The following is a 14,464-nucleotide window of genomic DNA, read 5'->3' as shown; positions in this document are numbered from 1 at the left end:
GGAGCTACTATTGGTGCCTCAGCACTGGCCGCTTTTCTACTCTGAACCGGCAGTGACAGCACATAGCAGTGATGCAAATGGTTATTATTTTAATCCCGTTGCACCAGGTGATACACCACCTACCCTCCACTATCCTATCGACCCAAATGATGGTTCAGACCCTTTTAACGACGACGAAAATAATTTCGACCTCGAACCTGAAGTAGAACCTACCATTATTTACGACCCTGAGACTGATGAATACATTTATCAGCCAGAAATGGGAACCGAGTTTTATGAAAATCCGCAATACATCACTTTCGAAGAATACTTGGAAGCACAAGGTGATAAAGCTATTGATGATTATTGGCAGGAAAGATCAGATGCGTCTAATATATTAGGTGGTAGCGGACAAGGAATTGAACTTACACCTTTTAACAAGGAATGTCGTTTGTTTGATGGTTGTAATGTTGAAATTCGCCCTCAGGGAAATGTTGAACTTACATTTGGTGGAAGTTTTCAAAATATCCAAAATCCAATCTTAACCGAAAATCAACGCAAACAAGGTGGTTTCGATTTTAAAATGGATATTAATGCGAATGTTATCGGTTCAATTGGAAATAATTTAAAACTGAATTTTAATTACAATACGCAGGCAACATTCGATTTCGAAAATCAAATTAAACTGGAGTACAAAGGCAAAGATGATCAGATAGTAAAAGGAATTGAAGCAGGTAACGTTAGTTTGCCACTTACAACACAATTAATTCCCGGAACACAAAGTTTATTTGGTATTAAAACTGAATTTCAATTTGGTCGCTTAACAATGACCAATATTTTATCGCAACAAAAATCACAAACACAAAGTATACAAATTGAAGGCGGTGCGCAAAAAAGAGAATTCGAAATTTTTGCTGATGAATATGATGAAAACCGTCACTTCTTTATGTCGCATTATTTTCGTGAAGGTTACGAAGGCTGGTTAAAAACATTGCCTTATGTAAGTTCTCCGATTAATGTTACAAAGATGGAGGTTTGGGTAACCAATACAACAGGTGAAACTGAAAATACGCGCGACATTGTTGCCTTTTCCGATTTAGGTGAGCCGGATTCTATTTATTGGGGTGTAATAAATCCTGCAGGAACAATTAATAGTTTAACGCCGGGCGGATTACCTGCAAATAATGCCAACGATTTATACCAGAAATTAAATGGTGCAGCCGGTGCTCGCGATTTAAATAGTGTGATTTCTACTTTATCCGGCGGAACATTTAACATGCAGGCAGTGCAGGATTATGAAAAAGCACGCATGCGTAAATTAGAACCGACAGATTATATCTACAACCCGCAACTCGGTTTTATTTCATTAAATACTACTTTACAACCTGATGATGTTTTAGCCGTTGCTTACGAATATACTTACCAAGGACAAACATTTCAGGTGGGTGAATTTTCCAGCGACTTACCACCGGGTGTAGATACATCAAATGTATTGTTTATGAAAATGCTGAAAAGCACTTCAGCAATTACGCAAATTCCTTTATGGGATTTGATGATGAAAAACGTTTATTCATTAGGTGCATTTCAGGTAAGTAATGAAGGTTTCCGTTTAGATGTTTTATATCAGGATCCGGGTGGTGGATTAAAAAGATTTATTCCTGCAAATAATGCAGACGTAAATAGTCAGCCATTAATTAAATTATTAGGTTTAGACCGTTTAAATAATAATAATGACCCTCAACCGGATGGTATTTTCGACTTTGTAAATGGTGTTACAATTAACACACAAAATGGTCGTGTGTATTTTCCTGTGTTGGAACCATTTGGTGATTATTTAAGGTCGCCGGCCGTTTTTGATGGCGATTTAGAAGTTGAAAAATTTGCTTACGACGAATTATACGACGAAACAAAAACCATCGCATTACAATTTCCGCAATTCGACCGTTATGTAATTTCTGGTGAATATAAATCGAGTGTGAGTTCTGAAATTTATCTCGGTGCATTTAATTTACCTAAAGGTTCGGTTCAGGTAACTGCAGGCGGACAATTATTAACAGAAAATGTTGACTATACCATTGATTATAGTTTAGGACGATTAAAAATTATTAATGAATCCATATTAAATTCAGGACAACAAATTAATGTTACGTTTGAAAATAATGCATTTTATGGTTTCCAAACGAAATCGTTAATTGGAACCAGATTAGATTATTGGATTAATGATAATTTTACCTTAGGTGCAACATGGTTACATTTAAGTGAACGTCCTTACACGCAAAAAGTAAATATCGGTGATGATCCGATTTCAAATAGTATTTACGGTTTTGACATCAATTATACTGATGATGCACCGTGGATGACACGTGCGTTAGATAAATTACCATTCTACAGCACGAAAGAAGCTTCTACATTTTCATTTACCGGTGAATATGCATATTTCCACCCGGGTCACAGCAAAGCAATTGGTAAAGATGATGCAGGTACAATTTATATCGACGATTTTGAAGGCAGCAGAAGTGCCTACGATTTAAAATTCCCGTTTGCAAGTTGGGTACTCGCCAGTACACCACAAAACGCAGTTGATGAATTTGGTGATGTATTATTTCCGGAAGCTACTTTATTTGACAGTTTAGAATACGGAAAAAATCGCGCGAAATTAGCTTGGTATAATATCGACCCATTATTTAATGAAGATAATAATCCATCACGCCCTGATCACTTAACGGCAGAAGATTTATCAAATCACTACACGATTCAAATTGATGAAAAAGAAATTTTTCCGCAAGCCGATTTTGAAACTACTGTATTAACACAATTATCTACTTTCGATTTAGCATATTATCCAGAAGAACGTGGACAATATAATTACGATGTAAAACCGGGATTATTTTCTGACGGTATTGATGCAAACGGTAAATTAATAAATGCGGCATCACGCTGGGGTGGTATCATGCGTAATCTTGAAACCAACGATTTTGAAGCTGCCAATATTGAATTTGTAGAATTCTGGGTAATGGATCCTTTTGACAACAGAGGACCTATTGATGGTGAACAGGTTGTAGATGGTGGTTATTTATATATCAACTTAGGTAACGTTTCAGAAGACATCTTAAAAGATTCAAGAATGTTTTTTGAAAATGGTATGCCAAAAGATGGCAGCGCTGATGGTTTAGATCAAACAAACTGGGGTAATGTTCCAAGAACGTTGCCAATTACAACAGCATTTGATAACGATGTTGAATCACGTGAAAATCAGGATAAAGGTTATGATGGTTTAAACAGCGTGCAGGAAGCCGATTTTTTTGATGTTTATATAGCAGATGCAACCGATGTTTTAGGTGGTGGCAGTGAACCAATCGATTTAATTAATAATGACCCTTCCTCAGATGATTATCATTATTATCGTGGAACAGATTATGATAATCAGGAATTAAGTATTCTTGAGCGTTATAAAAAATATAATAATCCACAAGGCAACTCACCAACTACAGAATCATCACCTGAAGATTATCCGACAGCAGCAACAACAATTCCTGAAACTGAAGATTTAAATGATGATTTTACTTTAACAGAAACAGAATCTTATTTCCAATACCGGATTAAAATGGAACCTGGTATGGAAGCAACCAATCCATATATTACAGATGTAGTAATTGCACCACATTCATTTGAAGATGGCAGTACCGATAGCGTTAAATGGTATCAGTTTAAAGTGCCTATTGATCAGTATGATTCGCGTGTTGGTAGTATTCAGGATTTTAAATCGATTCGTTTTATTCGTTTATACATGACTGAATTCGAGCAACCGGTGGTAATGCGTTTTGCTCGTTTAGAATTAGTGAGAAATCAGTGGAGAAGATTCCAATTCAGTTTATTAAATCCGGGCGAATATTTACCGGATGATGATGGTAATGAAACCGATTTTAATGTATCATCAGTTAGTATAGAAGAAAACAGTGCACGTCAGCCAATTCCTTATGCGTTGCCTCCGGGTGTTGAACGCGAACAAACATTAGGAAGTGGAAGTTCTGTTTCTACATATCAGCAAAATGAGCAATCATTAAGTATGCAGGTTTGTCCGTTGCAGGATGGTGATGCAAGAGCAATTTTTAAATCACTGAATATTGATTTACGCCGTTACGGTCGCATGATTATGAACGTGCATGCTGAACCACTTCCGGATGCACCGCTTGCAACTTTAAATGATGGTGATTTACATTTATTTATCAGAATGGGTTCAGATTTTACCAATAACTATTACGAGTATGATGTTCCGCTGAAAGTAACCAAATTACCATTACCTGCAGGAACAACAGAAGATGATGCGGTTCGTGAAGCTATTTGGGCAACTTTAATTGATTTCCCGCTCGACTCTTTAGTTGCTGTAAAAACTTTGCGTAATCAAAATGAAATTTCTCCATTAACACCATTTTCAGTAGATGCTGCCGATGGCATTACCTATTCAATTATTGGTAATCCGGATTTAGGGTATGTTGAAGAAATTATGATTGGTATCCGCAATCCGAAAGAATTAACAGGAAGTGGTGAAGAATATTGTGCTGAAGTTTGGGTGAATGAATTACGTTTAACCGGCATCGACGAAAGTGGCGGATGGGCTGCATTGGCAAGAGCTGATTTTAAATTGGCTGACTTAGGTACATTTACTGTTTCAGGTAATATGCATACTGCCGGATTTGGAACTTTAGAACAACAAATAGATGAACGTTATAAAGATAATTTTTATCAGTATGCTGCATCATTAAGTTTGGAACTTGGTAAATTTTTACCACAAGGTGCTAATTTGCGTTTACCTTTTTATGCAAGTATTTCTGAATCATACAGCAATCCTGAATTCGATCCGTATGAACTGGATGTAGATTTAAAAGATAAAATTGAAGAAATTGCAACTACCTACGGAAGTGATTCTGCAAATACCTATAAACAATCGGTGGTAGATTATATTGCAGTAAAAAGTATCAACTTATCAAACATTCGTTTTGAACGTGGTGATAAAGCGGGAACACCAATGCCATGGGATAAGGAAAATTTTGACTTAACATTAGCTTATTCGCAGGAATACAATAGTAATCCAACATTAGAATACGATGTAGTGAATCGTTATAAAGCTGCTTTGGGATATAGCTTCAATCAGAAAGCAAAATATATTACACCACTTGAAAAAGTAATTGATAAAAAATATAAATGGCTAACACCAATTCGTGATTTTAATTTCAATTTATTACCAACCGGATACAGTTTCCGCACCGAATTAAATCGTCAGTTTGGTGAAACATTAATGCGCGATATTTATGGCGACGGATTAATTGATCCTACTTACGATAAATATTTTACCTGGGACAGATACTATGGTTTAAAACTGGAACCAGCTAAGTCAATTAAAATAGATTTCAGTGCAACAAACAATGCGCGTATTGATGAACCTTATGGCGAACTTGATACACAGGAAAAACGTGATTCTGTTTGGATGAGTTTCATGGACTTAGGCCGAACTACAAATTATCGTCATACACTTTCAGCAACCTATACTTTGCCAATTAGTAAATTACCAATTTTCAGTTGGGTTACTGTTAAAGCAAATTACAATACCAGTTATGGCTGGATTGCAGGTTCACTTGGATTAGCAGATACATTAGGTAATACTGTAAATAATACACAATCGAGATCAGTTAATGGAGAATTGAACTTTAGAAACCTTTACAATAAATCGAAATTCTTTAAACAATACAATTCAAATACTTCTCCGGCAAAAACAAATACAAAAGGCTCAAAAGATGAGGAAGATGAAGATGAAGACACCGGAAAAGCCGCTGCAACCGACCCGAAAAAAAATACAACACCTACCGTTTCCGCGCCTGTTGAAACACTGGTTCGTTTATTAATCGGATTAAAACGTGTAACTATAAATTACACACAAAATTATGGCACTACCCTTCCTGGATTTATGCCACATTCTGAAATTTTAGGATTAAACACCGCAACTGCTGCTCCTGGATTTGATTTCATATTCGGTTATCAGCCTACTTATAAATGGATGGATAGTATATCGCGTTTGGGATATTTAAGTACTGCAACGTCACTCAATTATTTATTCCTTCAAACTAACAGTGAAGTTTTAGATGTGCGTGCTAACTTTGAACCGATAAAAGATTTCCGTTTAGACATCAACCTCAATAAAAATTATTCGAAAAACCATTCTGAATATTTCAAAAATACATTAACTGTTGAAGACCCTTTATTTGAGCATATCAATGCTGTTGATGCAGGAAGTTTCAGTATCAGTTACAGTATTATGGGAACCGTTTTCGAAAAATTAGACCCGAAAGAAGTAAGTGCTACGTTCAAAGAATTTGAAGCCAACCGGGAAATTATCTCTAACCGCTGGCAAACAGAAGAAAATACCGTTTATTCAAACGACATTTTTTACAACCCATTAACAGGAACTTTCCTTCCAAGTTATGCGGAAGGTTACGGCCCTTATTCGCAAGATGTATTGATACCTGCATTTTTAGCAGCTTATACCGGAAAATCTGCAAACGATGTTTCTTTAAATCCATTTAGTCAGACACCAAAGCCAAACTATCGCATCACATATAATGGTTTGAGTAAATTGCCGGGATTCAAAAAATTATTTTCATCGTTTACGATTACAAGTGCCTATTCATCAACATTATCATTAAATAGTTTCGCAACAGATTTAGATTTTGATGGTAATTATTATGTATATGCACACGTGGTAGATACCTTATCCGGAAACTTTATCACTTTATATGATATTCCAAATATCTTAATTAACGAATCACTTTCTCCGTTAATTGGATTTGATGTTACCTGGATAAATGGTATTACTTCTAAGTTTGATTTCAAGAAATCAAGAACACTCACTATGAGTTTTATCGATTATCAATTAACACAAATTCATTCAACCGAATTTACAATTGGTGCAGGATATAAAATGAGCGGATTTACCTTCCCATTCAAAATAAATGGTCGCCGCCCGAACTTAGAAAACGACCTTACCTTTAAATTTGATTTAAGTTTCAGAGATGATATTACCACCAACTTCCGTTTGGATCAGGATTTAAATGAACCTACCGGTGGTTTAACCAGTATTACTATTTCTCCTACAATTGATTATGTAGTAAATGATCGTTTTAATATTCAGTTATATTTCGACAGACAGGTGACTGACCCTAAAATTTCAACATCATATCCTATCACCTCAACAAACGCCGGAGTTAAGATTAGATTTAGTTTAGCTGAGTAATTTAACTTATAAACCATATCAACTACCGCTTAGTTTTAATAATTAAGCGGTAGTTTTTTTATAAGCCAATTGGTTTCCAATTCCACCTGTTCTTCCTAACCAAATTTTCGGTTAATCCGGTTTATGTATATTCCACCAAAACATTACCTTTGTGAAAAATAATATCAAATGAATTTTCCTGAAAATCTGAAGTATACAAAAGACCACGAATGGGTTTTGGTTGAAGGTAATATTGGCACTATTGGCATCACTGATTTTGCTCAACGCGAATTGGGCGACATCGTTTATGTTGAGATAGATGGTGTTGGAACTGAAATGGCTAAAGAAGCAACTTTCGGTACTGTTGAGGCTGTAAAAACTGTTTCAGAACTGTTTATGCCCGTTTCAGGAAAAATTATCGAAATGAACGCTAATCTTGACGCAGCTCCTGAATCTGTGAACTCAGATCCTTACGGAAGTGGCTGGATGATTAAAGTAGAATTATCTGATCTTTCCGAAATTGATGGACTGCTTACAGCTTCGCAATACAGCGAACTTGTTTCTGCATAATGGCTAAACTGAAACGTTACTACCCCTATTTTGCGGGTGCCTGGGCACTGATAATATTGGTAGTTTCTGTTATTCCGGGTGAAGATTTACCATCCCTATCAATTTGGGAGCCCGATAAAGTGATGCATGCCCTGGTATATGGCATTTTGTGCTGTTTGCTGGCATTTTCCATCTCCAAAAATCGCTTTATCCCGAAACAAACCATTTTATATGCTATCATTTTATGCATTTTATATGGTTTTGTCATCGAATTGATACAACTCCTGCTTCCAACCAGAAGTTTTGATTTACTGGATGCTGTGGCCAATTCATCAGGATGTTTACTGGCAGGCGGTCTAATTTTATTATTTTCGGGGCAAAGAAGGGGCAAAATCACAGATTAACAGCAACCTGACCAATAAATTCCTCGTATTTATCGTATTAGGAATGTTTTTTGTCAGTATAGCTGGTCAACCGGAACATGGATTTGTATAACCCATACCAAAAAAAGTCGTTCGACGATATTGTTTTTGAAAACAGAAATAAACAATATGGTTCTTACTTATTGCGTCAAATTGCCCGACGGAATACGTTTGCAGCCCTGTGTTTCATTACCGGCGTAGTTATCGTATTACTCGCTTTGTATTTAATCGATTTTTCGTTGCTTAAAAAGCAAACGCAGCCACTTATTATTACAACCAACCAAATTACATTAGCAGAACCACCGCCCATTTTAGAAACATTACCACCCGCTGTGCCACCTGCTGCAGCTGAATTACTGCCTGACGACTTGTCAGAAATCGATGTGAAAAAAGATGAAGAAGTAAAAGATACTGAAAAAACGAACAATTCAGCGGTTGTTGATTCGAGTGCAACAGGGAGCAATACCGGCGGAAACAATCCGAATTCACAGGTAACAGGTAATGGTAAAACAATTTATCAGAGTGCCGAAGTTCAACCGGAATATCCGGGCGGAACTAAAGGGTTGAAACGATATTTAAGTGATAATCTGAAATATCCTGACATTGCCAAAGAAAATGGCATAACAGGCACAGTAAATGTAGTATTTGTTGTAAATGAAGATGGTTCTGTTTCAGATGTAAAAGTTGAAAATAGTATCGGCGGCGGCTGCGATTTGGAAGCCATGCGTATTGTAAAAGAAATGCGCAGATGGAAACCTGCAAAACAAGGTGGTGAACCGGTTGCAGTTTATATGCGTTTACCAATCAACTTTCAATTGCAGGAATAGTTAATTTATGTTGCCAATTCACATTTACAATTGAAACAACCGTAATTTCGTTATTCAATTAATATGAAAAAAATATTCACCATACTTACTTTCTGTTTTATTGCTGCCGTTGGCTTTGCACAAAACGATGCTCAGCTGGCACAGCAGTATATGGGAAACGGTGAATATGATAAGGCTGCAGATATTTATAAAAAACTATTTAACGAAAATGCGAATGCTAATTATAAAGCATATTACAATTGTTTAATGGTTTTGAACGATTTGAAAGAAATTGAGAAAATTACCGAAAAACAAATCAAAAAAAATCCGGATAACCTTACCTATTTTGTCGACCTGGGCAATGCTTATAAAAAGCAGGGAGATGTAAAATCTGCAGAAAAACAATTTGATATTGCCATTCAAAAAATTTCAGATAACAAAGCACAGGTAACCCTTCTTGCAAATGCATTTATAGCCTTAGACAATCTTGAGCGTGCCATTATTGTTTATGAAAAAGGAAAAAAAACGGTAAAGGGATATACATTTAATTATGAACTTGCCGGATTATATTATCGTCTCGGACAATTCGATTTAAGTATTAAAACTTATCTGGATTATTATGTAGAAAACGATAATAATGCCGACTCAAAAACTACTTCTGCATTTACCAGAATTTTAGATGAAGAAAAAGACCATGCACTTTTGCAGGAACTATTGTTCGACCGAATCCAAAAAGGTGATAATGAAATAAAATATACCGAATTACTTATTTGGGATTATATTCAATTAAAAGACTTTGAAGGTGCATTTATCCAAACCAAAGCCCTAGACAAACGCTTTAAAGAAAATGGTGAACGCGTTTTTGAATTATCAGAAACGGCAAGGGTTGAAGGTGAATATGATGCTGCTATAGATGGCTATAACTATATCATTGCCAAAGGAAATAATTTTCCCTATTACTTCAGTTCAAAAAACGGCATATTAAATTGTAGAAAAGATAAAATCTTTAAAACAAACAGTTACACCACAGAAGATATTAATATCTTGAAATCAAGTTATACTGAATTTCTATCCGAATACAATAAAAAAGATTTACGTGCTGCACAGGCAACCGATGATCTTGCAAAACTGGAAGCTTTTTATGTGCATGATATAGATGCGGCAATTAATTTGTTAGAACCTGTTGTAGAATGGCCTGCACTTTCACCTGCCGACAGAGGACGATTTAAATTAGACCTTGGTGATTTTTATTTAATAAGTGGTGATGTGTGGGAATCAACTTTATTATACTCACAAGTTGATAAAGCGATGAAAGATGAACCACTTGGAGAAGAAGCACGTTTTAAAAATGCGAAACTGGCTTATTACAGAGGAGATTTTTCTTATGCGCAGGGTTTGTTGAATGTTTTAAAAGCATCCACCAGTGAGTTGGTTTCTAATGATGCAATGAAATTATCGGTGTTTATTACAACCAACCTCGGTCTCGACTCTTTATTAGAACCAATGATGAAATTTGCACAAGCCGATTTATATGTTTTTCAAAATAAATTGCCTGAAGCTTTATTAACGTTGGATACCTTAACTAAAACTTTTCCTGCTCACCAGCTTACCGATGATGTATTGTTTTTGAAAGCCGAAATTGCATTAAAAAAACAAGACATCAATGAAGCGGTAAACCGTTTGGAAGAAATAAGAAGTTCATACAGCTACGATTTACTTGCCGACGATGCTATTTTTAAACTGGCTGAAATTTATCAGTTTGATTTAAAACAACCTGAAAAAGCGAAATTGTGTTACGAACAAATCATTTTGAATTACAAAGATTCACTATATGTGAATGAGGCTCGTAAACGGTACCGCACTTTAAGAGGGGATACCTTAAATTAATTTCAACTACCTTTTTTTATATTTTCAATGCCAAAAGTCAGCATTGGTTGTAAAATTATTGCCTATTTTCGTTGCAAAAAAAGAGCATGTACATTTATAATGTAACCGTTAAAATAGAACAATCGCGCGCCGACGAATGGTTAAACTGGATGCGGGATAAACATATACCGGATGTAATGGCAACCGGCTTTTTTACCGAAAACAGAATTTGCCGCCTTGTGGATGAAGGTGATATGGATGGTGTTACGTTTGCCATTCAATATACCTGTGCCGATTTAAATGATTTTTTGAAATACAAAATCAGCAAAGCACCCGCGCTGCAAAAAGAAGTAAGTGAGAAATTCGGTAACGATTTTGTTGCTTTTCGCACACTCATGGAGATTTTATAATTTGAACAATAACCTTATATTTTTGTTCTGAAAGCCTAATTTAAACAAATGTCGAAGCATATCGTAGTTATTGGGTCCGGATTTAGTGGAATTTCTGCAGCTTGTGCATTAGCTAAAAAAGGATACCGCGTAACCGTTGTAGAAAAAAATGAATGCGCCGGTGGTCGTGCATCATTTTTTAAAGCTGACGGATTTATGTTCGACATGGGCCCAAGCTGGTATTGGATGCCTGATGTTTTTGAATGGTTTTTTAAAGAATATGGTTCATCAGTTGCAGAGCAATATGATTTAATTCGTTTAGATCCTGGTTACAGAATTTATTTTGGTAAAGATGAAATTACCGATATTCCTGCATCAATTTCAGAATTACACGACCTGTTCGAACAGCTTGAACCCGGCTCAGGGAAACAGTTACAGCAATTTTTAAAAGATGCTGAAACAAAATATGCAATTGGTATGAAAGACATGGTATTTAAACCATGCAATTCAATAATGGAATTTGCCGAATTACGGATGGTAAAAGCATTATTTACCATGCAACTATTTACCTCTTTACGCAAAGAAGTTTATAGTAAATTCCAAAATGAAAAAATCAGGAAAATTCTTGAGTTTCCTGTTTACTTTTTAGGTGCGTTACCTTCTAACACACCTGCATTATATTCAATATTAAATTATGCCGATTTGGTATTAGGCACCTGGTATCCGCAAGGTGGTATGTATAAAATAATTGAAGGTATGCAAAGGGTTGCCGAAAAAATGGGTGTTACATTTATGTTTAATGCACCTGTCACCGAAATTGTTACAGAAAATAACAAAACAACCGGTGTTAAAATCGACACTCATTTTATAGCAGCAGATGCAGTTGTTGCCGCAGCCGATTATCATCATGTTGAGGAAAAATTATTATCTCAACCCAAAAAAAATTACGATGAAAATTATTGGGATAAAAAAGTATTTGCTCCCTCAAGCATCATTTTCTACCTTGGTATAAAAGGAAAAGTTAAAAATTTATTACACCATAACCTCTTTTTCGATCAGAGTTTTGAGCAGTTTGCTGATGAAATTTATACCAACCCACGCTGGCCTGCAAACCCATTGTTTTACGTTTCTGCACCTTCTAAAACCGACCCAAGTGTTGCGCCGGATGGAGATGAAAACTTATTTATACTAATTCCTGTAGCTGCCGGACTGGAAGACACGGAACAACTCCGCGAAATGTATTTCGATAAAGTGCTTGAACGGATTGAAGCATTTACCGGTGATACCATAGCTAACCGTATCATTTATAAACGTTCATTTGCTCCCAAGGACTTTGTAACCCGCTACAATGCCTACAAGGGCAATGCTTACGGACTGGCCAACACATTGATGCAGACAGCCATTTTTAAACCAAAAATGCGCAATAAACATATCAAAAACCTCATCTATGCAGGTCAGCTCACGGTTCCCGGTCCCGGTGTTCCGCCTTCGCTGATTTCGGGTTATGTTGCAGCCGGTGAAATTGAAAAAGCGCTCAAAAATTAAATATTTTTAAACTACCGTGAACAAAATACCGTAAATTGGGTTAGTATTGCTCAATTATCGGTATGCTCGAATTATTTCATCAATCTTCATTCACATGCAGCCGCAAGGTTACGGAACGTTACAGCACTTCCTTTACCCTTGGAATTAAGGCTTTAGACAAAAAATACCACGATGCCATTTACGGAATTTATGGATTTGTAAGGTTTGCTGATGAAATAGTGGATACTTTCCACGATTGGGATAAACAAGCCCTTTTAGCGAAGTTTAAATCCGATACTTATGAGGCTATAGAACAAAAAATTTCATTGAATCCAATATTGCATGCATTTCAGTTAACCGTGCACAAATATCAAATCGACCCAAAGTTGATTGATGCCTTTTTGCATAGTATGGAAATGGACCTCTATATGAATAACTACAAGCAGGAATTTTATGAGGAGTATATATATGGTAGCGCAGAAGTAGTTGGATTAATGTGCCTGCAGGTATTTTGTGAAGGCAACAAAGAACAATACCTCAGTTTAAAAGAACCGGCCCGTTATCTTGGCGCAGCTTTTCAAAAAGTGAATTTTTTACGCGATATGCAATCTGATTACAAAGAGCGCGGTCGCGTTTATTTTCCCAATGTAGATTTTGATAATTTTTGCAGAAACCAAAAAGATGCAATTGAAGCTGACATTAAAGCGGATTTCGAAAAAGCATATGAAGGCATAAAAATGTTGCCAGAAGGTGCCAAATTTGGTGTATACTTAGCTTATAAATACTATTTAAATCTCTTCAAAAAAATTCGTAAAACAGAAGCAGAAAAGGTAATGCATACCCGAATTCGTGTTTCTAACCCACGAAAAATAGGAATCTGGGCTTCTCTCTACCTGCGTTCAAATGTTTTAGGTATCTATGCACCATGAATTCCGGGTACCTGTATCTCATCATTAATATTGGAACTATCCTTTTTCCATTACTTTTTAGTTTTGAAAAACGTGTAGCCTACTATAAATGGTGGCGCTATTTATTTCCTGCATTAATTATTACGGCAACCATCTTTTTAATTTGGGATTACTTTTTTACCCTTCATGGTGTTTGGGGATTTAATCCAACTTATACAACAGGTATTAATATTGCCGGTTTGCCATTAGAGGAAATATTATTTTTTATTACAGTTCCTTATGCGAGTATTTTTATTTACGCTTTCGTAAATCACCTCTGGCCGAATACGCCAATATTGGATAAAATACAACGTAAAATATCATTTGTAATATTGTTTATTGCAATAGCTTTAATGTTGTTTAATTACGACAAGGCCTACACTGCATTAAATTGCGGATATGCAATCGTCCTGTTGAGCTTACAGTTATTTGTAGTTAAAGGCAATTATATGGGGAGATTTTATCGCTTCTATTTTTGGCACCTCATTCCCTTTTTTATAGTAAACGGTTTACTCACAGGAACAGGCATTCAGGATGAAGTAGTTTGGTATAACAATGCCGAAAACCTCGGCATCCGCATGGGTACAATTCCTGTTGAAGATAGTTTGTATAGTTTGAGTTTAATGTTGATGAATATAACCATAATCGAATGGCTGCGCAGCAAAAGAAACAGTAAAAAACATTTGTCGCCTGAACCCATTTGAAGTAAATTTGTTAT

At 36.0% G+C, this 14,464-nt stretch carries 9 protein-coding genes; all 9 read left to right on the top strand.

Annotation, left to right across the window (positions count from 1 at the left end):
- The first annotated feature begins 13 nt into the window (after window positions 1–13).
- The 9 genes from sprA (at window position 14) to IPI65_03480 (ending at window position 14,450) form a co-directional block, all read left to right on the top strand.
- Entirely contained in the window at window positions 14–7,264 is a 7,251-nt protein-coding gene (gene sprA, locus IPI65_03520; protein ID MBK7440613.1) for a cell surface protein SprA, read from the top strand.
- A gap of 168 nt (window positions 7,265–7,432) precedes the next feature.
- Window positions 7,433–7,813 carry a glycine cleavage system protein GcvH gene (gene gcvH / locus IPI65_03515; GenBank protein MBK7440612.1) on the top strand — a complete coding sequence of 127 codons (381 nt, stop codon included), beginning with the start codon at window positions 7,433–7,435 and terminating at the stop codon, window positions 7,811–7,813.
- Window positions 7,813–8,196, top strand: a complete 384-nt coding sequence (gene vanZ, locus IPI65_03510; protein MBK7440611.1) for a VanZ family protein — start codon at window positions 7,813–7,815, stop codon at window positions 8,194–8,196. The genes gcvH and vanZ overlap by 1 nt, the downstream gene beginning before the upstream one ends.
- 77 nt (window positions 8,197–8,273) lie before the next feature.
- Window positions 8,274–9,041, top strand: a complete 768-nt coding sequence (locus IPI65_03505) for a TonB family protein (protein ID MBK7440610.1) — start codon at window positions 8,274–8,276, stop codon at window positions 9,039–9,041.
- 63 nt (window positions 9,042–9,104) lie between these two features.
- The gene (locus IPI65_03500; GenBank protein ID MBK7440609.1) at window positions 9,105–10,907 is read left to right on the top strand and encodes a tetratricopeptide repeat protein; all 1,803 of its coding nucleotides are present in this window, start codon (window positions 9,105–9,107) and stop codon (window positions 10,905–10,907) included.
- 86 nt (window positions 10,908–10,993) lie between these two features.
- Entirely contained in the window at window positions 10,994–11,296 is a 303-nt protein-coding gene (locus IPI65_03495; protein MBK7440608.1) for a DUF4286 family protein, read from the top strand.
- 48 nt (window positions 11,297–11,344) lie between these two features.
- Complete coding sequence (gene crtI, locus IPI65_03490) at window positions 11,345–12,820, top strand: phytoene desaturase (GenBank protein ID MBK7440607.1); 1,476 nt, start codon at window positions 11,345–11,347, stop codon at window positions 12,818–12,820.
- Window positions 12,821–12,882: 62 nt separating this feature from the next.
- Window positions 12,883–13,728, top strand: coding sequence for a phytoene/squalene synthase family protein (locus IPI65_03485; protein ID MBK7440606.1), 846 nt, complete (start codon window positions 12,883–12,885; stop codon window positions 13,726–13,728).
- Window positions 13,725–14,450, top strand: a complete 726-nt coding sequence (locus tag IPI65_03480; protein MBK7440605.1) for a lycopene cyclase domain-containing protein — start codon at window positions 13,725–13,727, stop codon at window positions 14,448–14,450. The genes IPI65_03485 and IPI65_03480 overlap by 4 nt, the downstream gene beginning before the upstream one ends.
- The last annotated feature ends 14 nt before the right edge of the window (window positions 14,451–14,464 follow it).

The organism is Bacteroidota bacterium, assembly GCA_016706255.1.
Lineage (GTDB): Bacteria > Bacteroidota > Bacteroidia > Chitinophagales > BACL12 > UBA7236.
This window is presented reverse-complemented; position numbering and strand designations above follow the sequence as displayed.